We start from the raw sequence: 23617 nt of genomic DNA on the forward strand, positions 1-23617 counted from the left end.
CACTCCTTATTTTAGTATTTCTGCAACACGTAACTTCGCACTACGCGCTCTATTATTATTTTCTAAATCTTCATCAGTAGCGGTAATAGGTTTACGGTTAACGCGTTTCAATTTAGGTGTGTATGCTTCAGGTATGACTGGCAATCCCCTTGGTACATCTGGTCCCTTTTCGTACTCTTGAAAAATTTGCTTACATAAACGATCTTCCAATGAATGGAAAGTTATGACTGAAATTCTACCATCTACTTTTACTAAATCTATCGCTTGTTCTAATGAGTCTTCAAATGATGATAATTCATCATTTACCGCTATTCTAATTGCTTGAAAAATTCTTTTTGCTGGATGTCCACCTTTTCGCCTTGCTTTGGCAGGTATACCTTCTTTTATGACATCAACAAGTTCTAATGTCGTTTCGATTGGCTTTTGTTCCCTATTTTGTTCAATGCGTCGGGCAATTTGTTTAGCAAATTTCTCTTCGCCATAGCGATGAAATATTCTCACTAATTTTTCAAACTCCCAATCATTAACGACTTCATACGCTGATAATGTTTGGGATTGATCCATACGCATATCCAACTTCGCATCGTGATGATAACTAAACCCGCGCTCAGGAACATCCAGCTGTGGACTAGATACACCTAAGTCGTAGTAAATACCATCAACTTTTTCAATATTCAAATCATTTAAAATTTCAGTTAATTTTCTAAAGTTGTTATGGACAAAGGTTACTTTATGCAAATGATCTTTTAAAACTTCTTTTGCATTTTCAATAGCCGTAGTATCTTGATCTATTGCTATCAGTCTTCCTTTGTCACCAAGTTGATTTATTAAATATAGTGCATGACCTGCTCCACCTAATGTACAGTCGACATACACGCCATCTTCTTTTATATTCAAATAATCAATGGTCTCTTTGAGCATTACGCTGACATGATGAAACAAAATAACGCCTCCATATTAAAAATCAAAGTCAATTAAGTCTTCAGCAATATCTTCAAAACTATCTTCAGATTCATCATAGAAGCTGTTCCAAGTTTCTCTATCCCAAATTTCTATTCTGTTTGAGACACCTATTACTGTACATTCCTTACTTAAGTTTGCGTATTGGCGTAAGTTCTGTGGAATGTTAATACGCCCTTGTTTATCAAGCTCTACTTCAACAGCACCAGAAAAGAACATACGCATAAATTTACGTGCATCCTTTTTAGTCATTGGTAAGGTTTTCATTTTCTCTTCAATAACTTGCCATTCTTCCAAAGTATAACCAAACAAACATTTATCAAGGCCTCGGGTGATTATAAAACGCTCATTTAAGTCATAACGAAATTTTGATGGAACAATCATGCGTCCTTTTGTATCCAACTGATGTTCGTATTCTCCCATGAACATTTATAATCACCTCACCTTCTCATATATATAATTTACCACATCTCACCACTATCCTCCACTAATTATACAATATTCAGCAAATTTTATCGTTTTACATAAAAAAATGCCCGATTCATCAATTTGATGAATCGGGCTAACCCTTGTGGCTCTAAGGTTTAATGATAATATGATCAAAAGTGTAAGAAAGTGGTGGATAGGTGGAGGGACTGAACACATCTATCCCAAAATCATTCATAATTTGTAAAGGATTCCAAATTCTTTCTTGTAAGCCTCCCATTGGATGGAGCACTTCACTTAATTCTTTAAAATGTTTAATACTAATTTCATTTTCTCGTTCTATATTTAATAAATATCTGTTGATTAAATAATCATATTGCTTCTGGTGTATTTCATTATTTTTATCTAATAATTGTTTATTATCATTGTTATCAGCTACTTCAACTTGCAATGTTTGATATAACTGATTTTGTTGCTCTTTCAAGCGCTCTATTTGATTTATAAATTCTTGTGAAGCTTGTGCACGTATGAACTGTGCTTTTTCATCTTCAATACCATTTTCAATAATTAAATTTTTATCCAATTGATATTGTTTAACCAGTTTTTCAGTTTTTTCATATAAATAGCTAATACGTAAACGTGGTAATACAATCGGCATCTTTACATCTAATATTTTAAATACGTCGCTTAATTCAGTCCAATATTTAATTTCACTCGGCCCTCCGACAAAAGCAACTGTATTAAACAACCACTCTTCCATAACTGGTCGCGTAACAACATTATTCGAAAAGAGATGCGGATCAGAATCTACTATTTTTAATAGTTCTTCTTTTGAAAAATACTTATTTGATTTATTTAAATAAAATTTGTCGTCTTTAAAGGTTAATAATTGTCTCATATCATCATCGTGCATGAATAAATGGACATTAGTATCTGTTTGAATCATTTGTTCTAGTCCACTTGCTATGGTTTGTTTTTGTGTATTTCTAAACGCTTCATCCACTTCACTATGATGTTCAATAATATGCTTAATAAATGGTTGTTCCAAACTTCTTAAGCCAACATCATTTGCATCTATAATTAACAAACCATAAAACTTGAACACTTCATGTAACAATGCTTTAAACATATCTGTCCAGCTATCATACGCTTCAATAATGTCATTACACATTTTTAATAAAGGCTTAGAGTGAGCCGTTTCGGTCATTTGTTTAAAAAATTGTTCTAAAGTTTCTTTTAATTGTGCTTTATCCGGGTAATACCTAGAAACACTCGTTTCAGGAGGTGTCATTGTATGATATTTTATTTTTTGTAATTTAGCATTTTGTGTATTAAAGGCATAAGTATGATTAACTTCATCAAAATCATGATCTTCCCCAGCAATCCAAAATACAGGGACCACGTTTTTATCATATTCATTCGATAATTTATCACTTAATGTAATAATAGAAAAGATTTTATGGAAAGTATATAATGGACCGCCGAACAAGCCAGCTTGTTGTCCTCCAATAATCACCTTCGCACCATCTCTTAATAGCGCAATGTTACTTTCTTGTTGCTCAGTTAAAGATAAATCGCTCATATATTCTTTTATAATATTAGCTAATTCAACTTCTCTACCATTATTAGAAGCCGTTAAGCGTTCATAATAACTCTTTTCATCCATGGCATCTAAATTATAAAACTGCCCTAGCGTTGAATCACTTTTTTTAAGTTTTGATATAAATTGGTCTTTCTCATTGAGTTTTGTAGTCATACAATCCATGCGTAATTCTCCTTATGTTACTCTATTCCTAATCAGTATAAAGTTTATATCCAATATTGACAATTATACGGCTTACAAATATCAAATTTTCAAAAATCGGGGCTATATAATAAGCTTGAACATTAATGTTTTAATAGTTTAAATTTTTTATGTTTACATAGTTGTAAAAACGATAATAAATTAACAAAATAGAGTTTCAAGCAGTCATTTTTGTGAAAAAACTCATAAAATAAGGTATAATAATACTTAATAATACAAAGGGGGAAGATGCGATGAGTAGCGTAAAGCGTCTTGATATTAATTACAGAACTGACGAATTATTCGAAGATTTTAGGAACTTTGGAAATGAAGATTTATATTTAGTCGATGAGCTTCGCGGTGAGATGATTGATGCAAGTTCAGACTCACCATTTTATGGCATTTATGTCGGTGATCGATTAGGTGCAAGGATGGCACTATATCGTAAAGGTGATGTAGAAGAAAAACATTTCCCTAATTTCGACGATTATAATGTATTGTGGAAATTAGAGGTTTTACGTGATTTCCAAAATCGAGGTTACGGTAAAGCATTATTAGCTTTCGCAAAGGATCAAGGATTACCAATTAAAGTAATTGCACGTAATCAATCAAAACAATTTTTCATCAAACATGGCTTCACCGATTTAGAAGAAGCCAACAAAGAAGGTCATGATGTTTTAGTATGGTCACCAAATAAATAAATTACTTTTATAATAAGTATTCACACTAATTTCGACTGTGAATTTAGTATATTTTTTAGAAATATAGAGCATGATATAAAAGCGGGTCTTTGAAATCAATTTTTAAACTTTTGATTTCCGTCCCGCCTTTTTTATTGGATATGAACTACTATTTCATCTAGTGCAGTAATTGTATAATCAGGTCTTATTGTTGTGTCATTCACCTTTTTTCGAGGGTTAAACCAGCAAGTTGCTATTTCAGCATTTTTTCCCCCTAATATATCAGAAGTCACAGAATCACCAATAATCATTGATTCTTTACGTTTTTCTTCGCCAATTTTATCAAATACATAATCAAAAAACTCAGGCATCGGCTTTTGATAACCTGTTTGTTCTGATACAAATACACCCTTAAACCAATGACCGATATTTGTTTTCTCAATTCTACGTTCCTGTGTTTCTAAAACACCATTAGTCACTATATACAAATCATAATCATCTTTTAATATGTTTAGCGTTTCAACAGTATTTGTAAAATGTTTAATAGGCGCATTGGCTAACTCATCTCTAAATATATAATCTGCTTCTGCACCATCTATTACTAAATCGTGTAATTTAAAGTACGCTTCAAATCTTTTACTTAACACCTCATCTTTAGTAAGCTCATTTTTTTGAAATGCATCCCAGTGTGCTTGGTTAACTTTCATAAAAACTTCTAAATCTGCTTTATTTGTTTTTAAGTTATAATTTTTTGTCAGTTTATCGAATGCATAAGCTTCAGCATCATGAAAATCTACTAGCGTATCATCAAAATCTATCAATAAACTTTTGATTGTCATTTAAATCCTCCTACATTCATTATTAATAATCTTTAACCATTTCATTATACACATTTTTCACACAATAAAAAATGGCCAAGGTTATCACCTTGACCATTGTATATATATATATTGAATAACTAGAATCCGAATAATTTTGAAACTAATCCTACACCATTTTCTACGATGCTTACGATGCTTGTTCCTAATTTAGCGCCATCTCCTGCGATGCCTGCTTGTACTGTTTCTTTGATTGCGTCAAATAATCCTGCCATAATTAATTACCCCTTTAATTTGTGTTTTTATTTTTAAAAGACTTATAGTCCGAATAATTTGCCTACTAAGCTTGCACCACTTGATACGATATCTACAATACTTGAACCTAAATCTGCACCATTACCTGCTTTAGCTGCTTCTACTGTATTTGCAATTGCTTCTGCTAATTTAGTCATTTAAATTTCTCCTTTGTTAATTATTAGTTAATTGATTTATATAAAATTAAAATCTAGAATCCGAATAATTTTGAAACTAATCCTACACCATTTTCTACGATGTTTACGATGCTTGTTCCTAATTTAGCGCCATCTCCTGCGATGCCTGCTTGTACTGTTTCTTTGATTGCGTCGAATAATCCTGCCATAATTAATTACCCCTTTAATTTGTGTTTTTATTTTTAAAAGACTTATAGTCCGAATAATTTACCTACTAAACTTGCACCACTTGATACGATATCTACAATACTTGAACCTAAATCTGCACCACTACCTGATTTTGCTGCTTCTACTGTGTTTGCAATTGCTTCTGCTAATTTAGTCATTTGAATATCTCCTTTATTAGTTAATTGATTTATATAAAATTAAAATCTAGAATCCGAATAATTTTGATGCTAAAGCTACACCATTTTCCACGATAATTACAATGCTTGTCCCTAATTTAGCGCCATCTCCTGCGACACCAGCTTGAACTGTGTTTTTAATTGCTTCGAATAAACCTTCCATTGTAAACACTCCTCGTTAAATTTTAATTATAATGACTGTTTTTATGTTGAAAACGATGCTTTTAATAAATTATTTTGTTTAGCTATCGTTCCTTGAATTAACTATAAGATAATACGTAATTAAATTGTCTATTTTTTCTTACTCAACTATAAATTTGCTTTATCTGTTAATTTATTTAATTCACGAAACAGTTTCGAATTCCTAAGTGTATTACGCACAATTAAATCAATCACAACTATGTTAAAATTCAATTAAAATAGCGTGTTGAATTCATTAATGATATTAGATAATTCAAAAATCACTATTTATATTGAATTTTATCTTTCAAACAAAAAAATAGTTATTTAGCGATGATTTGAATTTAAATTTAAATTTAATATCACACCTGAAATAATTATGCTATGTAGCAGAAAAAAGCTATGGAGACATCTATACAGATATCTTCATAGCTTAATTTCAATTCTTAACATTCTATAAATTATTATAGGTCAAATAACTTCGAAAAATTTATGTTTCTGTTACAAATCCAAGATTTCCCGTAATAAAGGTACCACGGCTAGTTTTGAGTCTTGGTGTACCTTTAGGCGATAAAACTATTTTTTCAATTTTTAAATTATCACCTGCATTTAAAATATTAACTGGTTCGCCCTCAAAACTTCTATTTTTGTACTCTTTACATTTCTTCAATACAGTAACATGATTGGGTTTACTATATATATACTTATCTTCCTTGTCTTTATCAACAGGGTATACATACTTTTTATTAGTAGTTAGGTAATAACCATCAGATGTAATAAACCTCGGCGTGCCTTTAGCAGTTTTTACAACATCCGCAATATCTACCAATTCTCCAATTTCTAAACTTTTTTCAGCAAGTTGTTTAAATTCAACATCTTCATATAATTTCGCTTTTTTAATAAGCGATACCGAATTGGGCTTATATGACAGATATTCATTTAAATAACTACCTTTATTTGTAGATTTTGTTACCGATACAAACTCAGCTTTAAAGTTTTGTCTTTTTAAACTTGCCATTCTACTTGCATTAGGTAAATTCATATTCACATAAATTGATTTATATCCATCATAGATTAAGGATATATTGAATGCGAAATCACATTGGTTCAAATCTTCCGTATCGATATAAATATAATTATTAATCATTTCAAAATCGATAGTCGCATCATGTATTTCATTATTTATTTCACTCAGCACTACTTTATCAATAATTGTTTGATCATCTTTATACACACGAATTACATCTTTTAAAACGCCTTCGATTAAATGTGTACCTTCATATACAGCAAATACTGGATCTTTAATTGGTAAAACATCATTTAAAGTTTCTGGCATTAAGAAATGTACTCGGTTATTTTCAACAAATTTATTTGCTTTACCACCTTGTTGCAGCATAGTTATAAATTCAATTAGTTTTTGATATTCTTTGTTCCTCAATAATTGATAGATATTTTTAAATGTATCAGCCAATAAGTAATCTTCAATATTTTTACCATATGATTCTAATATTAATACCATTTCATCAAACAATTCATAAAACACTGATTTATTTTCAGCTTTTAAAAATCGATTGTTTTTAAATAGTCGAGACATATAATCAACTTCCACGATTCGACTAATCGCTTGAAATTCTGCGCTATTTGGAAGTTCAAGTTTCAAAACTTCATCTAAAACTGTTAAATTTAATTTAGTTTTTTTAATTATATCTGTTTGGCCAACTAACGATTGATTATAAGTATAGCGGTTCACATGGTACGTTGCTTTAGGATTCATTGAAGCTGTTTTACATTTAGATATTGCTTCTATAAAAAACAATTTATCTTCGCCATATTTCATATGTTTAAAATAAATATCATTATCAATGATAATGTCGCGCTTAATTATTTTACCTGGTGGACCAACTGCTCTAAATATTTTTTCGATTTCGTATGGAACCAAGTGATTAGCATATTTATAAGAACTAAATCTCCCAATTTTCTTTGTAACTTTTTCTGTATGTTTAATGCTTTGACCAAACGCTACATCAGAATGATGATCTTTCGCTTGATTTAATAATATAGGAAGACCTTCCGGATCTAACCAGTCATCAGCATCCAAGAAAGTTATATATTCACCTGTAGCGGTCTTCATACCTACATTTCTCGGCTCAGACGGACTACCTGTATTTTCATCTAGTTGTATTAACTTTATAAAATCATATTTAGTAGCAAATGACTCAACAATTTCTAAAGAATTATCACTTGAACAATCATCAACAAAAATCGCTTCTATTACATCTTTATTGATATTAAGTTTATTGATAGATTCTATACACGTTTCTAAAAAATATGCTTTATTATATACGGGTACTATGATAGATAGTAATTTTTTCAATTCAATAATCTCCTTCTAATTCGTTTTTTGTATTAAAACTGTTTATATTGATTTTCAAAATGTGTACTTTCTTTCGTATTTGAACTATTCAATATGGAGATATGTTTTATACAAACCCTTAAATATTTTTTTAAATAAAGAGCCCTAATAAGATAACATAATTTAATCACTTACAACACAAATAACCTATTTGATATAAATTTAAGATCGAAGTTGTTACTATTAAATCTATTTACACTTTTCAAATTATTTTTAAACAAACATTTTGAAAAATTCACATAAAAATAACCACCTTCCAAGGGAGAAGGTGGCTCAAAAAGAATGAAGTAATGGAGTACTTCATAACGCTATTTTATTACGTAAAATAAAATTGTTCAACACCTTTTACAATAACTTAATATTTCACTTTTTAAATTCTCCAAAATTGAGAGAATATAGCTAAAAGATAGATGATCAATAAATATAAAAAAGTAAATTAACACCCTAAAGGATGTTAATTTACTTGTATAAACTATAATTTATTTTCTAATAACTTTCATTACTAATGAAACAATTAAAATTAAAACAATTGCTCCAATTAAAGCTGGTAAGATTGGCACTCCACCTAATACAGGTCCCCATGTACCAAGTAAACGACTACCTATTGCTGAACCTATTAATCCCGCAATAATATTTCCAATAATTCCACCTGGGATGTCTTTACCTAAAATGGTACCAGCAAGCCATCCAATTATGCCACCTACAATAATCATTAATATAAATCCCATATAAACACTCCTTTTTTTGCTAGACAAATTAATAGACAACTTATAGGCGTCTATGTTGATAGTTTTAAAATACGACAAATACATTAATAACTAAATCTCTAAATTAACTTTACACTCAAGCATTTACCAAAAAAATGACTTTCGCTTAATTAAATAGATAACTTTATTGCCCGCTATTCTTTAATACCCTGATAATATTTATCGAAACATTTTAAGAATCTATTGTAGCAGATACTTTAATAATAAATAAAATAACAATACATGAATTAAGTTACATTTAAAAATGTTCCAGAAATTCATACAATTAATTATACTTTTAGACAAGGTATTTTTACACTTTAAATTATTAGTATGACAAATTAAAAATAACGAAATAAAATCCACCTATTCATTCAGATGGGTTTTATGATTATATTTAAGAACTAACCGTTGAATTAAAATAGAAATTAACGTTAAACGACATGGTATGAAAATTCATTATTTAAATTATTCAAAATCAACGCCTTTACTTTTACTATGGAAAATTTATTCATAATTAACTTATAGAGTCATTAAGTAAACCAAAAATAAAATCGCTATTATTACTAAACAAATAGAAACTCTATAAATTTTTCTTTTAATTTTTAAATCGCATTCTTCACATGATATTTTCAAATATTTTACTTTAATTGTAATTCTTATAAAGTCAATAGCATCCATTAATATTAAAATAGAAATTAAGTATATACAAATCAATATGAAAGTTATTATGCGAAGCACCTCCAATAATAATTATTTCATTTTTATCATTGCTATTCGCCATCATAAAGCAAACTAAAACAAATAATCTAAAAAAATAAAAACACAGTTATTACCTCTAAACAAAATTATTATCTCTTATAGAACATTACACAACTATAATAACAAAAATTAATAATTCAAAAGCCAGCATATTCGTCACATTTATTTTTTTATAAATAAAGTATAGTAAATAAATATGCAAAAAGCTCAAACACATAAACGCCTGCCCTATCATCGAGATATGACAGATATATAATTTAATTTCCTAATACTATTACATACATGAATAATCCAATCGGCAGCATGCCTTTGATAAATACCATCCTCGTCATGCTGGATGCCTATACGAGAATTAACATACTTTAAATGCTTCACTCTTCTTTGCTATTACGCATCACTGTACTAGTTATTGGAATCATCTTTCCATGTCGTATTTAATGGTTCTGCCATTGTTAATAACGTTGACTCATCAACTAGAATAGGGTTAACACCTTTATTTGATAACCTTTGGTTAACTAACGTCAAAACCAAACTTAATACTCTTGCTATTACTGTTACCTTTACATACATTTCTTTTTTCTCCTTATAACAAAAAGCCAACATGACTATGCTGACTTAAACAATTGATAATATATTTATGTTGTGTTAATTTATAGATAGAAAAAGGGCAACACACCATAAATGTATCGCCCTAATGAGCCCGTTAAAAAGACGGTGACCATTCTTTAATGATTATCTTTAATAACCATCGAACCGGTCAAAGTTAGCGATGGTTATTTTTTATGGCTATTTTTACTAACTAATAATAAGCCAATGATTGTCATAACAACCATCAACATTTCATAATCAGTCAATGTTACTCCTTTCTAGGAGTCAAACCATATTTCATAGCCATCACCCCATTTATAATGAGATTAGCCACCATCTATCCAACTTGCTCACATTAATATTTTACCACATACACTAATATTCTTTCCCCAAGTCTTCTTTGATTTCATCCACTATTTTGAGCATTATACACTCTGTGCATTAAGTTTATGAATTAATTTCAAATCCTCATTTTGTGTTTTCAAATCTTCTTTTATATCTTTCAAATCATCATGTTTACTTATCATACTTTCAATTACTGCCAACCTATTATCATTCTCTTGCTTATCTTTATTAAATTCTGACATGCTTTTACATTCTATTAACGCATCTCACGGGCAACTGAATAATCTAAATTTGCGATTAAATATTCATATTTGGCTCTTTAACAAAGAGGAATTTTATTTACTATTGTATCGCATTGTAGACAAAATAAAAGAAACCCCGTCGTAACGGGGTTTCTAAGTTTGAAATGTGCGCTATTTAACGCTATTAGTGTCCTGGGAGGGATTCGAACCCCCGACCGATGGCTTAGAAGGCCATTGCTCTATCCAGCTGAGCTACCAGGACATATTCTTTTTGAACACAAGAATTATTATATCTAACTTATCGCTATAAAGCAATACTCCAAGCAATAAAAATAAATATGATTTTTCACTTTAATAGACTTTTTATCATCTTTTTTAAATTTCGTTAAAAAATTCACTAATTTTAGCATTTTATTAGGATAAAATAGCTTAATATTTCAATAATTTTAGGAGCGAAAGAGAAAAAAACTGCTTTAATCGCTCCTAAAAAATTCTATTCCAACAATATTACTTTATTAATCCAATCACTACATAGTATTTCACATAATTTATGTAACTGTTAAGCAATATACCTTCATTACTTATAAACTGAACGTTTCACTATCAATGATTTGGTGATTACGATTATAAAAATTCAATTTTACATCTTTTTCAGTTTCATCTATCAATAATTCGGCATAAGTCTCTTCTATATTACTTCTCGACTGCGAAATACTTCCAGGGTTTATGACATGAACGTCGCTAATATGCTCATGTTTAGCCACGTGTGTATGACCATAGAAAGCAAATTGGCATCCTGATGCTTTTGCTTGTTCTGCAAGTTGCATACGTGTAAGGTTCACATTGTATAAATGACCATGTGTATAAAATGCTCTAATATCATTGACTTCTATAATTTCTTCATTTGGAAATTCTGGATAAAAGTCCGTGTTCCCTTTAACTCTATAAAAATGACTTAATTCACTGTCATGATACTCAAATTCTGAATCACCTAGATGAATCGCAACGTCAACATTATCATGATGACTTATTACATCAAAAAGAATACCTTGTTCTGTGTGGTTATCACTAATTATGATCCATTTCAACATTATTGTTCACCTTCTAAATATTGTTGTAACTTTTCAATTGCTTTACCTCTATGACTTACCTCACTTTTTTCCTCAGCTGTAAGTTGAGCCATCGTTTTATTTTTGTCTTCTAAATAAAATATAGGATCATAACCAAAACCTTGTTCTCCAATTTTACTTAAAGTAATTTCTCCTTCAACTGTTCCTTTAAATTGAACAGTTTCTTCTCCAGGAGCACTCATACTAATGACACACACAAATTGTGCAGCACGATTAGTTTCATCACCTAAAGTGGTTAGCAATTTTTCTATATTAGCATTATCATCTTTTTCAGTTCCGGCGTATCGTGCAGAATATATACCAGGTTCTCCACCTAGCGCAAACACTTCTAGTCCACTGTCATCGGCAATTACTCGTTTATTTAATGCTTTTGCAGCAGCTTCTGATTTCAACTTTGCATTTGCTTCAAATGTATCTCCTGTTTCTTCTACATCAAAGTCCTCAATTAACTCTGTGATGCCTATTACATTATAGTTAGGAAATATAACTCTAAAATCATTTATTTTCCCTTTATTATTTGATGCAATTACGATATCTTCCATCGTTTCGTCTCCTATTCTTGTATTTCAATTTTTTCAACTTTCACTTTCATTTTTAACCATTCTTCAATAATTAATTCTATATGTTCAGTTTCTCCTGTAGCAAAAAATTTATGTTCAGGCTGTCGTTTATACCCTGCATGTTCATTACTAAATGTTAGTAAGGCACTTACCTCACGAGCAGTTTCTAATCCCGAAGAAATCACTACTTTTTCTCCACCAAAATAATCATTGATTGGCTGGTATAATAATGGATAGTGTGTACAACCTAAAATCACTGTATCGGCGTTACTATTTCTCCAATGCTTTAATGTTTGATGAATAATAATACTTGTGATTGTAGGGTCTTGGTAGCGCATCTGTTCAACTAAAGGTACAAAACCAGGACATGCAATCCCAGATACTTCAACATTTGGGTTTATATTTTTAATATGATGTCTATAGGCTTCAGATTTAATTGTACCTTCTGTACCTAAAATTAAAACATCATTATTTTTAGTAGTCATAATTGCAGTTCTTGCACCGGGTTCTATTACACCAATTACGGGTATCGGCAATATGTTTTGCAGATGTTTTAACGCTACTGCTGTAGCCGTATTACAAGCAATAACTAACATTTTAATATCAAATGCCATTAATTTCTGTGCTAATTCTGTAGTGAATTCCCTAACCTGTGAACCCTCTCTCGGGCCATAAGGGCAACGCTTAATATCACCTAAATAATATATTGTTTCGTTTGGAAGTTGACGCATAATTTCTTTAGCAACTGTTAAACCACCAACTCCAGAGTCAATTACACCTATCGGTTTGTCCATATTCAATTACATCCTTATTTATTATCTTGTACTTTATTGTAGCATAGTCTTGTTTTCAAAATCATTAATCATGCTAATAGTTAAGTCGTCATTCATAATATATACAATATATATTTACCCTATTTAACTATAAAATAATTATCTAATTTTATAAAAAAGGACTTAACATTTGTTACTCAAATGTTAAGTCCTTAAAATATTGTTCAATTAATGTACTTGATGATCTGAACCAAAGAATGATTTGAACATATGGAATGATGTTTCTCTATTTAAAGCAGCAATAGATGTAGTCAATGGTATCCCTTTTGGACATGCATTTACACAGTTTTGAGAGTTACCACATTCTTGTAAACCTCCGCCACCCATTAATGCTTCCAAGCGTTCGTCTTTTGTCATTGAACCTGTTGGATGTAAGTTAAATAGTCTAACTTGTGAAATTGCTTGGGCACCAACAAAGTCATTTTTACTAGTTACATTTGGACAAACTTCTAAACAAACACCACATGTCATACATTTAGAAAGTTCATAAGCAGTTTGACGTTTTTTCTCAGGCATACGTGGACCTGGACCTAAATCATACGTACCATCAATTGGAACCCATGCTTTCATTCGTTTCAAGTTATCGAACATTCTTGTTCGATCTACTTGTAAATCACGAATAACTGGGAATGTACTCATTGGTTCTAATTTAATAGGTTGTTCTAATTGGTCAACAATTGCAGAACAAGATTGTCTTGCTTGTCCATTAATTACCATTGAACATGCACCACAAACTTCTTCTAAACAGTTCATATCCCAAATAACAGGTGTTGTTTTTTCACCTTTACTATTAACTGGGTTTCTTCTGATTTCCATTAAACATGCAATAACATTTAGATTCTCTCTATAAGGAATTTCAAATTCTTCATTATATGGTGTTGATTTGTCATTGTCTTGACGTTTTATAATTAATTTAATTGTTTTTTGGCTAGGTTGCTCGTTTTGTGCAGGAGTTTCATTAACTTCTTTTGTTTCTACCATAATTATTTACCTCCCTTTGACGCCTTAGAGTAATCACGTTTACGTGGTGGTATTAAACTAATATCAACTGGTTCGTAAGTAAACTTAGGTGCTTCTGTTTTGCCTTGATACGTAGCTAATGTTGTTTTTAACCATTCTTCATCGTTTCTTTCTGGGAATTCTGGTTTATAATGTGCGCCACGAGATTCATTTCTATTGTATGCACCAATTGTGATTACACGTGCAAGTACTAACATATTCCATAGTTGACGTGTAAAGAATACGGCTTGGTTACTCCAAGTTTGAGTATCTTCAATATCAATATTTTGATAACGTTCCATCAATTCTACAATTTTCTTGTCTGTTTCTAATAAAGATTTATTTTCACGCACAACTGTAACATTTGCAGTCATGATTTCCCCTAATTCTCTATGAAGTTTATAGGCATTTTCAGTGCCCTTCATGTTTAATAGTTGATCAAATTTTTCTTGTTGATCTTTAACGTGTTTTTCGTAAATGCTCTCATCTAAATCTGTATATGAATCTTCAATATTTGAAATATAATCTACTGCATTTGGACCAGCAACAGTACCACCATAAATTGCTGATAGTAAAGAGTTAGCCCCTAAGCGATTACCACCATGTTGTGAAAAATCACATTCGCCTGCTGCAAATAAACCTTTAATATTTGTCATTTGATCATAATCTACGTATAAACCACCCATTGAGTAATGTACTGCTGGGAAGATTTTCATTGGTACTTTACGAGGGTCATCACCAGTGAATTTTTCATAAATCTCAATGATACCACCTAATTTAATATCCAGTTCATGTGGATCTTTATGTGATAAATCGAGATATACCATGTTTTCACCGTTGATACCTAATTTTTGATTCACACATACATCAAAAATTTCACGTGTCGCGATATCACGCGGAACTAAGTTACCATAATCTGGGTATTTTTCTTCTAAGAAGTACCATGGCTTACCATCTTTATATGTCCAGATACGACCACCTTCACCACGTGCTGATTCACTCATTAATCTAAGTTTATCATCGCCAGGGATAGCAGTTGGATGAATTTGAATAAATTCACCATTAGCGTACATTGCACCTTGTTGGTATACAATTGAAGCAGCTGAACCTGTATTAATCATTGAATTTGTTGTTTTACCAAAGATAATACCAGGACCACCAGTCGCCATAATCACAGCGTCTGAACCAAATGATTGAATTTCAGCAGTTGTCATATCTTGAGCAACGATACCTCTTGCCATATTATCGTCATCTTTAACTATACCTAAGAATTCCCAGCCTTCGTATTTTGTAACTAATCCGTCAACCTCAAAGCTACGCACTTGTTCGTCCAATGCATAGAGTAATTGTTGACCTGTAGTAGCACCGGCATATGCAGTTCGGTGATACATAGTACCACCAAAACGTCTAAAGTCTAATAGTCCTTCTTTAGTTCTATTAAACATTACGCCCATACGATCAAGTAAATGAATAATTTTAGGTGCTGCATCAGTCATTGCTTTTACAGGTGGTTGGTTTGCTAAGAAGTCTCCACCATAAACAGTATCATCTAAATGCACTGACGGAGAATCTCCTTCACCTTTCGTATTTACCGCTCCATTAATGCCACCTTGTGCACAAACAGAGTGTGAACGTTTAACAGGAACAAGTGAGAACAGGTCTACATGCGCACCCTGTTCTGCTGCTTTAATTGTTGACATTAGACCAGCTAGTCCACCACCGACAACAATAATTTTCTTCTCTGCCATAAATTGTCACTCCCTCAAATATATGTGAAACTTTATTTTATAATTTTATAAAAATGCTAATATTGCGCTAATACCAATGTATGAAACTACTAAGAATACAATAAGCGAAACCCATGTAAAGATTTGCTGTGATTTTTTAGATTGTAATATCCCCCAAGTAACTAGGAATGACCATAAACCATTCGCAAAGTGGAATGTTACAGCTAATAAACATACAATGTAAAAAATCAACCATACCGGATTAGTTACAATGTCGTGTACCATATCAAAGTTCACTTCATGTCCTAATGCACGTTGTATTCTTGTCTGCCATAAATGAATCCCTATAAACACGAAAGTAATGATACCTGTCAAACGTTGTAACAAGAACATCCAGTTTCTAAACGCTGAATAGTGTCCAACGTTCTCTTTTGCCGTAAAGGCAATATGTACACCGTATACTGCATGATACAGAATTGGAATATATATAACTACAAATTCCAACACGATTAAAAAAGGTAATGATTCCATAAATCCAGCTGCCTTGTTGAACGCTTCAGCACCTTTAGTTGCTTGATGGTTTACAAGTAAATGGACTAATAAGAATCCACCTATTGGTATTACACCTAATAAAGAGTGTAATCGTCTTAAATAGAATTGATTTTTCGAGTATGCCAAAAGGAAGTCCCCCCTGTGAAACAATTAATTTTTAGATTTCTTTTTTTGATGTGAAAGTAATTAGAAATCTCATACAAACCCTGAGTACAATAACTTTCTTTGCATTGTATGTTTGTTACAACACAATATTATTGCACAATTTTAAACATAGAAGTATTATACAAAGTCTACTTTTATACATAATTTAAAATACAGTGTCGATGAGAATATTCTCAATTAGAAAACGCTTCCACATACATGTAAAAAAAGAATTCCTGTTATTTGCTATTGTAACACTAATTAAATAGAAAATGGGCATGAGAATGATTCTCATGCCACAAAGTTTTCACTATTTTTTGTCATATAACGCTTGACGAAGATTCTCAGCAACATTTTGAGGGAGACCTGATTTTTTAAAATCTTCTACACTTGCTTCTTTCATTTTCTTAATGGAACCAAATGTGCGTAATAATTTAGTTTTTCTTTTAGCGCCAATTCCATCTACAGTATCTAACACAGATTGCAATCCAGTCTTTTGTCTTGTTTGCCTATGAAATGTTATTGCAAATCTATGAACTTCATCTTGTATTCTTTGAAGTAAGTAAAATGGTTGACTATTTTTCTTCATAGGAACAACTTCAGCGTTTTCACCATAAAGAATTTCTGATGTTTGGTGCTTATCATTTTTACGTAGACCTGCTACAGGTATATCTAGGCCTAATTCATTTTCAAGGACATCAAGTACACCGCTCATATGCCCTTTGCCACCATCTACAATAATCAAATCTGGTAATGGACTGCCTTCATTAAGTACTCGCGTGTAACGTCGGCGCACTACTTCGCGCATAGATTTGTAATCATCTGGCCCAACTACTGTCTTTATCTTATATTTGCGGTAACCTTTTTTATTGGGTTTACCATCCACAAATGAAACCATAGCCGAAACAGGGTTAACGCCTTGAATATTTGAATTATCAAAGGCCTCTATACGAATTGGTGTTTGAATACCCATCACATCGCCAAGTTCTTCTATTGCTTTTACTGTACGTGATTCATCTTTTGCAATTAACTCGAATTTATTTTCAAGTGTAATTTCCGCATTATGATTAGCTAAATCTACCATATCTTTCTTCTTACCTTTAAGAGGCTGAACAATTTTGGTATCTACAACTGATTGAATGATATCTTTATCAAGTTGCTTCGGAACATGTACTTCTTTAGGTAAAATATGTTGATTTAAATCATAAAACTGGCCTATAAAAGTGTAAAACTCCTCTTCTTCGGTCTGTTGAATAGGTATCATCGTAGCATCTCTTTTAATCATATTTCCTTGTCTTATAAAAAAGACTTGTATGCACATCCAACCTTTTGACACACTGTAGCCGAATACATCTCTTACAGTACTGTCAGAGGACGTAACTTTTTGTTTTTTATTTAAATTGTGTATATGTTGAATTAAATCTCTATACTCTTTTGCACGTTCAAAATCTAAAGTTTCACTGGCTTCTTGCATTTTTTGTTCTAAATTATGCAAAATGGTTTTATCTTCCCCGTTTAAGAAATCAGTAATTTCTTTAGTCATCTCTGCATATTTTTCTAAATCAACCGGATAAACACATGGTCCTAAACATTGTCCTATATGATAATAAAGGCACAATTTATCAGGCATCTTATCACATTTTCTAAAAGGATAAATACGATCTAATAGTTTTTTAGTTTCTTGTGCTGAATATGCATTAGGATATGGACCAAAATACTTACCGCTTCCCTTTTTAACTGTACGTGTAACAATTAACCTTGGGTATTTTTCTTTAGTTATTTTAATAAAAGGATAGCTTTTATCATCTTTTAATAAAATATTATATCTAGGTTGATATTGTTTGATTAAGTTCAATTCTAACAATAAGGACTCTGTTTCACTCGATGTTACTATAAATTCAAAATTCCTAATTTCACCAACTAAGCGTGTCGTTTTAGCATCATGTGCGCCTGTAAAATAAGATCTTAATCTATTTCTTAACTTCTTGGCTTTACCAACATAAATGATTTGGTCATTGCGATCTTTCATTAAATAACAACCTGGTTCAGTAGGTACAACTGTAAGTTTTTGTTTAATCTCTTTTTGATATGTTTCCATAATTTGTGCAGCCTCCTTTCTTTATCATTTATATATCAATGGTGTTTCGTTTATATATTCATAAAATTACTGCTAAAAATCTATAGCTACTCTATTATAAAATACATTAGCTATATTATACAATTTATTGCGATCTTTACGTTTTAACTCTATGAAGGTTCATATAGCATCACAGCCATTAAATAAGCAATACTAACCTTTAAAATAGACTATTTAACCTTTTACTCATTTGTAAGATATAGGTATTATTAATCTAATAAACTATTGTCCATCTGATTAAAAAATCCAGGACATTGATATGCCCCGGACTTAGTAATTCTTTAGTATATTATAAGTGTTTTTCGATTACTTCAGCTAAGTTTTCTTTTGGTTGGAAACCTACAACTTTATCTACTGGTTCGCCATCTTTAAATACAATTAAAGTTGGAATACTCATAACTTCAAATTTAGCAGCTGTTGATGGATTTTCATCTACATCAAGTTTTAAAATATTAGCCTTACCTTCAAAATCACCAGCTAAATCTTCTAATACTGGAGCAATCATCTTACAAGGACCACACCAAGTTGCCCAAAAATCTACTAAATTTACCCCTGATTGAATATTTTCATCAAAGTTTGAATCTGTTACTTTTACGATTGCCATAACTGCCAATCCTCCTTAAATTTCAAATGATGAAGAAATTATAACAGACTTTATATTATTCTGCATACCTCTTGCTCACGATTATTTTAATTCTACCACGGTTACGCCAAATCCGCCTTCACTTGGCATACCGTTTCTATATGATGACACACTTTTATGTCGTTTTAAATGATTTTGCACACCTTTTTGTAAAGCACCCGTACCTTTACCATGGATAATATAAACTTGTTCATAGTTACTCAGTACAGCTTGATCTAAATATTGATCTACAGCAGTCATAGCTTCATCGTAACGATAGCCACGTAAATCAAGTTCCATTTTGATACTTTGTCTATTTTCACGCTTAATCATTCTAGTAGGTTCTTCTTTAGTTTTCTTAGTTTTTTCCAAGTCCTCTAGAGGTAATTTCATTTTGATGATACCCATCTGAACTACTGCCTCATTATTATCGATCAGTTCTAAGACTTCACCTTTTTGACCATAAGTCAATACTTTAACTTCGTCACCAGCTTTAATGGCATCCCATTTTTTCTTCTCAACATTTTGCTTAATTGATTTAGCTTCATATTGGTCATCCAGTTGTTTCTTCTTATCAATTAGTTCATGTTCTTTTACATCTGCACCTTTTTTATCTCTCAATTCACGTAATTCTTTTAGAATCTCATCCGCTTCATTAGTTGCTGATTTCACACGTTGATTTGCTTTTTCTTTCGCTTCATTCATAAGTTGCTTTTCATGATTTTGATATTGTTCATATTGTTTTGCTAAAGCATCATGTGTATCTTGAGCTTCTCTAAGCAGTTGGTCTAACTCAATTCGTTGCTCATCTACACGTTTTGAATTTGTTTCAAGCGAAGCTATCATTTCATTAATTTCTTGTTCGTCTTGGCCAATCATAGATTTAGCTTTTTGAATAACTTGAATGTTTAGGCCTAGTTTTTTTGAAATGTCAAAAGCATTTGAACGGCCTGGGACACCCATCAACAATTTGTAAGTTGGGCTCAATGTATTAACATCAAACTCTACACTCGCATTCATAACACCGTCTCTATTATAGCTATATGCTTTTAATTCTGGATAATGTGTAGTTGCCATTACTAAAGAACCAATATCATGTACATAATCTAAAATACTCATTGCTAATGCAGCACCTTCACTTGGATCAGTACCTGCCCCTAATTCATCAAATAAAATCAGACTATGTTTTGTAGTTTCTTGTAAAATTTCAACAATATTTTTCATATGAGAAGAAAATGTAGAAAGAGATTGTTCAATAGATTGTTCGTCACCGATGTCACAGAACACATTTTCAAACACACTCAACTTACTACCATCTAGTGTAGGTATCAACATACCTGATTGTGCCATCATAATAATTAAGCCGAGTGTTTTTAGCGTAACAGTCTTACCACCCGTATTAGGACCAGTAATAATAACCGTTTCAATATCTTCTGCAAATTCAATCGTATTAGCTACCACAGTATCTCGGTCCAATAAAGGATGATAAGCTTTTGGTAAATACACTGTTCTTTCAGTACTAAACTCTGGTTTAGTCCCTTTAATTGAACTTGCATAACGTGCTTTGGCAGTTAGAAAATCAATTTGTCCCATTATAGATTCTGACATCAAACAAGCTTCAGCTTCTTCGGCCACATAACCTGTGAGTTCCGATAGAATCCTTTCTCTTTCAACAGCTTCGTCATTGCGCAAACGACTAATTTGATTACTCATTTCTACGATAGATGACGGCTCAACATATAACGTTTGTCCTGAAGCCGATTGATCGTGAACAATACCATTAAAATCTTGTCTATATTCCGCTTTAACCGGGATAACATTACGCTCATTACGTACAGTTACGATTGCATCGGATAACTTTTTCTGATTGGCTTGACTTTTAACAATTTTATCTAAGTTTTGTTTGATACGCTGTGTGGTACTAGATATTTTACTTCTAATACCTTGTAATTCATAACTGGCATTGTCATACAAATCATATGCATCACATTTTTCATGTATACTTTGGTATAAATCAGTCAAGATAGGTAACTGTTCCATTCTGTCATTGAGAATTGGATAATTAATCGTCTCTTCTTCGTTTATAAGATTATTGTAAAATGTCTTATATTGATTTTGTATTTGTATAAGACGTTTGATTACATTTAATTCACTCACATTCAGCACACCACCAATACTGGCTCTATGGATAAATGCTGAAACTTTTGCCAATCCACTTAAACTAGGCATGCGATGCTTATTGTAAATTTGTGCAATTTCATCGGTCTCATTCATTTGAAATTCTACAGTATCAAAATCCGTTGCAGGTGCCATAGCGATAACTTTTTCTTTTCCTAAATCACTAATTGCTTCATTTTCAACTAACAATTTGATTTTATCGAATTCTAAGACATCTAATGATTTCTGTCTCATCTAATCCCTCTATTTCTTCAATTTAATATTATTTTCTATTAGCGATTTGAAATCTTTGCGAGACATTGTATTAATAACTCTGTCTTTTTTCACAAATCCTTTTTGTGCAGTTGCAATACCATATTTCATAAATTCTAAATGGTCTATATGGTGCGCATCTGTATTAATAGTTAATTTAACATTCGGGTGTTTTTTTACAGTTTCTGCATTTAAATCTAAGCGCTTAGGATTTGCGTTGATTTCTAAAATTGTATTAGTTTCAGCAGCTATTTCACACAACTTGTCAATATTCGGTTCATAACCAGGACGTTTCCCTATGATGCGTCCCGTCGGATGCGCAATGTGTCTAACATATGGATTGCGGCATGCATTTTCCAAACGTTGCATAATTTCATCTTGAGATTGATTAAAACTTTGATGGATTGCGGCTATAACATAATCTAATTGCGCTAATACTTCATCATCATAATCTAAACGTCCATCTGGTAATATATCCATTTCTATCCCTGAATAAATATCAATTTCATCATATTTCTCATTTAAAACTTTTATTTCTTCATTCTGGCGTAATAACCTTTCTACAGACAAACCATTTGCTACTTTCAAACTCTGTGAATGGTCTGTAATCACCATAAATTGATACCCTTTTGCGATATTAGCTTTGACCATTTCTTCTAAGCTAAATGCACCGTCACTATAGGTTGTATGCATATGAATATCTCCTTGGATATCATTTAATTTTATAATTTCTGATAAGTCTTTATCAAACTCACTGCCATCTTCTCTAATTGCAGGTTCTATCCAATTAACACCAAAATGTTCATAAATCTCTTTTTCACTTTGATATTGAATAATGTTCCCATCTGCTTGTTCAATTCCGTATTCACTTACTTTTTCATCTTGTTCTTTTGCTAATTGGCGTATGCGAATATTATGATCTTTGGAACCTGTAAAATGCTGTAATGTATGATAGAAAGCTGATGGTTCAATTAATCTAAAATCAACACCAATCGTTTCATCATCAAAGCTTAGTTCTAAAGATACCTTTGTTTGGCCAACTGCGACATCTTTTACTTTATTCGGAATATTTAATAATGCTTGTTGTACATCAGCTGGTTCATTTGTACTAATGATATAATCCAAATCCTTACTCATTTCTTTATATCTTCTAAAACTTCCAGCAACTTCATATTGTACAATAGTGTCTATTTGAGCCAAGTATGCATCTATTATTTTGTTCAATCCACGCATTTGATCAATAGGGTAACTATCTTTTTTAGCGCCTAATGCTTTTACAGCTTCTAATATATTCTGTTCTGTCTTTTTGGCAAAGCCACTTAATTCACTTACTAATCCTTGTTCACATGCAGCTTGTAATGATTCTTTCCCGTCAATATTCAATTCTTTATACAGTTTAGCTATTTTTTTGCTACCCAAACCTTGAATTTTCAATAATGGAATAAGACCTTCTGGCACTTCTTGCTTTAGTGATTCTAGTGTAGACGAAGTAGCGTTTTTTCGGTATTCATCTATTACTTCACCTACACCTTTGCCGATACCTTTTAACTGAGTCACATCTTCTATTTGTTCTATAGGACGTTCGTCAATTTCAAGGCTTTGAGCGGCTTTTCTATATGCCGATACTTTAAATGTATTTTCACCTTTTAATTCCATATAAGTAGCTATTTTTTCTAATAATTGAATAATATCTTTTTTTGTCATT

General features: G+C 31.5%; 24 protein-coding genes and 1 tRNA gene. 1 reads left to right on the forward strand and 24 read right to left on the reverse strand.

All coding sequences use genetic code 11. From position 1 onward, the window contains the following. Positions 1 to 6: 6 nt before the first annotated feature. The 3 genes from rsmH to bshC all read right to left on the reverse strand — a co-directional run bounded on the left by rsmH (position 7) and on the right by bshC (position 3151). A complete protein-coding gene (gene rsmH / locus ACM591_RS09860; protein ID WP_418354374.1) occupies positions 7 to 942 on the reverse strand; it encodes a 16S rRNA (cytosine(1402)-N(4))-methyltransferase RsmH in 936 nt (311 codons plus the stop codon). 15 nt (positions 943 to 957) lie between these two features. Further along, on the reverse strand, positions 958 to 1389 hold the full coding sequence (gene mraZ, locus ACM591_RS09865) for a division/cell wall cluster transcriptional repressor MraZ (RefSeq protein ID WP_017724208.1): 432 nt from the start codon (positions 1387 to 1389) through the stop codon (positions 958 to 960). 148 nt (positions 1390 to 1537) lie between these two features. Then, a complete protein-coding gene (bshC, locus tag ACM591_RS09870) occupies positions 1538 to 3151 on the reverse strand; it encodes a bacillithiol biosynthesis cysteine-adding enzyme BshC (RefSeq protein WP_326007598.1) in 1614 nt (537 codons plus the stop codon). A gap of 272 nt (positions 3152 to 3423) precedes the next feature. On the opposite strand from bshC, the gene ACM591_RS09875 reads away from it, so the two are divergent. After that, the gene (locus ACM591_RS09875; RefSeq protein WP_029377553.1) at positions 3424 to 3870 is read left to right on the forward strand and encodes an N-acetyltransferase; all 447 of its coding nucleotides are present in this window, start codon (positions 3424 to 3426) and stop codon (positions 3868 to 3870) included. Positions 3871 to 4001: 131 nt separating this feature from the next. On the opposite strand, the gene ACM591_RS09880 is transcribed toward ACM591_RS09875, so the two are convergent. The 21 genes from ACM591_RS09880 to polX all read right to left on the reverse strand — a co-directional run bounded on the left by ACM591_RS09880 (position 4002) and on the right by polX (position 23616). Then, on the reverse strand, positions 4002 to 4688 hold the full coding sequence (locus ACM591_RS09880; protein ID WP_029377555.1) for a YjjG family noncanonical pyrimidine nucleotidase: 687 nt from the start codon (positions 4686 to 4688) through the stop codon (positions 4002 to 4004). A 119-nt stretch (positions 4689 to 4807) separates the two neighbouring features. Continuing rightward, positions 4808 to 4942 (reverse strand): beta-class phenol-soluble modulin, encoded by a 135-nt coding sequence (locus tag ACM591_RS09885; protein ID WP_037556984.1) that lies wholly within the window; start codon positions 4940 to 4942, stop codon positions 4808 to 4810. Between the two features lie 42 nt (positions 4943 to 4984). Then, entirely contained in the window at positions 4985 to 5119 is a 135-nt protein-coding gene (locus ACM591_RS09890; RefSeq protein ID WP_037556986.1) for a beta-class phenol-soluble modulin, read from the reverse strand. 53 nt (positions 5120 to 5172) lie between these two features. After that, positions 5173 to 5307: a beta-class phenol-soluble modulin gene (locus ACM591_RS09895; protein ID WP_037556988.1), complete on the reverse strand. Its 135-nt coding sequence runs from the start codon at positions 5305 to 5307 to the stop codon at positions 5173 to 5175. A gap of 42 nt (positions 5308 to 5349) precedes the next feature. Beyond that, positions 5350 to 5484 carry a beta-class phenol-soluble modulin gene (locus ACM591_RS09900; RefSeq protein ID WP_037556990.1) on the reverse strand — a complete coding sequence of 45 codons (135 nt, stop codon included), beginning with the start codon at positions 5482 to 5484 and terminating at the stop codon, positions 5350 to 5352. Positions 5485 to 5530: 46 nt separating this feature from the next. After that, positions 5531 to 5665 (reverse strand): beta-class phenol-soluble modulin, encoded by a 135-nt coding sequence (locus ACM591_RS09905; RefSeq protein ID WP_326007595.1) that lies wholly within the window; start codon positions 5663 to 5665, stop codon positions 5531 to 5533. Positions 5666 to 6172: 507 nt separating this feature from the next. Beyond that, complete coding sequence (locus ACM591_RS09910) at positions 6173 to 8056, reverse strand: DUF5776 domain-containing protein (RefSeq protein ID WP_326026857.1); 1884 nt, start codon at positions 8054 to 8056, stop codon at positions 6173 to 6175. A 518-nt stretch (positions 8057 to 8574) separates the two neighbouring features. After that, positions 8575 to 8823, reverse strand: a complete 249-nt coding sequence (locus tag ACM591_RS09915; RefSeq protein ID WP_029379025.1) for a GlsB/YeaQ/YmgE family stress response membrane protein — start codon at positions 8821 to 8823, stop codon at positions 8575 to 8577. Between the two features lie 1182 nt (positions 8824 to 10005). Next, on the reverse strand, positions 10006 to 10173 hold the full coding sequence (locus tag ACM591_RS09920; protein WP_156035524.1) for a hypothetical protein: 168 nt from the start codon (positions 10171 to 10173) through the stop codon (positions 10006 to 10008). Positions 10174 to 10616: 443 nt separating this feature from the next. Continuing rightward, positions 10617 to 10778: a hypothetical protein gene (locus ACM591_RS09925; RefSeq protein ID WP_326026859.1), complete on the reverse strand. Its 162-nt coding sequence runs from the start codon at positions 10776 to 10778 to the stop codon at positions 10617 to 10619. A gap of 188 nt (positions 10779 to 10966) precedes the next feature. Beyond that, positions 10967 to 11040, reverse strand: a tRNA-Arg gene (locus tag ACM591_RS09930). Positions 11041 to 11359: 319 nt separating this feature from the next. Further along, positions 11360 to 11869, reverse strand: a complete 510-nt coding sequence (locus ACM591_RS09935) for a YfcE family phosphodiesterase (RefSeq protein WP_058625608.1) — start codon at positions 11867 to 11869, stop codon at positions 11360 to 11362. After that, the gene (locus tag ACM591_RS09940) at positions 11869 to 12450 is read right to left on the reverse strand and encodes an XTP/dITP diphosphatase (RefSeq protein WP_029379027.1); all 582 of its coding nucleotides are present in this window, start codon (positions 12448 to 12450) and stop codon (positions 11869 to 11871) included. The genes ACM591_RS09935 and ACM591_RS09940 overlap by 1 nt, the downstream gene beginning before the upstream one ends. An 11-nt stretch (positions 12451 to 12461) precedes the next feature. Beyond that, positions 12462 to 13262, reverse strand: a complete 801-nt coding sequence (gene racE, locus ACM591_RS09945; protein WP_029379028.1) for a glutamate racemase — start codon at positions 13260 to 13262, stop codon at positions 12462 to 12464. A gap of 207 nt (positions 13263 to 13469) precedes the next feature. Then, a complete protein-coding gene (sdhB, locus tag ACM591_RS09950) occupies positions 13470 to 14282 on the reverse strand; it encodes a succinate dehydrogenase iron-sulfur subunit (protein WP_029379029.1) in 813 nt (270 codons plus the stop codon). A gap of 2 nt (positions 14283 to 14284) precedes the next feature. Further along, positions 14285 to 16048, reverse strand: a complete 1764-nt coding sequence (gene sdhA, locus ACM591_RS09955; RefSeq protein ID WP_029379030.1) for a succinate dehydrogenase flavoprotein subunit — start codon at positions 16046 to 16048, stop codon at positions 14285 to 14287. A 45-nt stretch (positions 16049 to 16093) separates the two neighbouring features. Further along, positions 16094 to 16705: a succinate dehydrogenase cytochrome b558 subunit gene (locus ACM591_RS09960; RefSeq protein WP_029379031.1), complete on the reverse strand. Its 612-nt coding sequence runs from the start codon at positions 16703 to 16705 to the stop codon at positions 16094 to 16096. A gap of 328 nt (positions 16706 to 17033) precedes the next feature. Then, on the reverse strand, positions 17034 to 18821 hold the full coding sequence (uvrC, locus tag ACM591_RS09965; protein WP_029379032.1) for an excinuclease ABC subunit UvrC: 1788 nt from the start codon (positions 18819 to 18821) through the stop codon (positions 17034 to 17036). Between the two features lie 328 nt (positions 18822 to 19149). Continuing rightward, complete coding sequence (trxA, locus tag ACM591_RS09970; protein WP_017724191.1) at positions 19150 to 19464, reverse strand: thioredoxin; 315 nt, start codon at positions 19462 to 19464, stop codon at positions 19150 to 19152. 81 nt (positions 19465 to 19545) lie between these two features. Further along, on the reverse strand, positions 19546 to 21894 hold the full coding sequence (locus tag ACM591_RS09975; RefSeq protein WP_029379033.1) for an endonuclease MutS2: 2349 nt from the start codon (positions 21892 to 21894) through the stop codon (positions 19546 to 19548). Positions 21895 to 21903: 9 nt separating this feature from the next. Next, positions 21904 to 23616, reverse strand: a complete 1713-nt coding sequence (gene polX / locus ACM591_RS09980; protein WP_038678313.1) for a DNA polymerase/3'-5' exonuclease PolX — start codon at positions 23614 to 23616, stop codon at positions 21904 to 21906. Position 23617 lies beyond the last annotated feature (1 nt).

Origin of the sequence: Staphylococcus sp. Ze2 (genome assembly GCF_048568365.1) — a bacterium.
Taxonomy (GTDB): Bacteria; Bacillota; Bacilli; order Staphylococcales; family Staphylococcaceae; genus Staphylococcus; species Staphylococcus xylosus.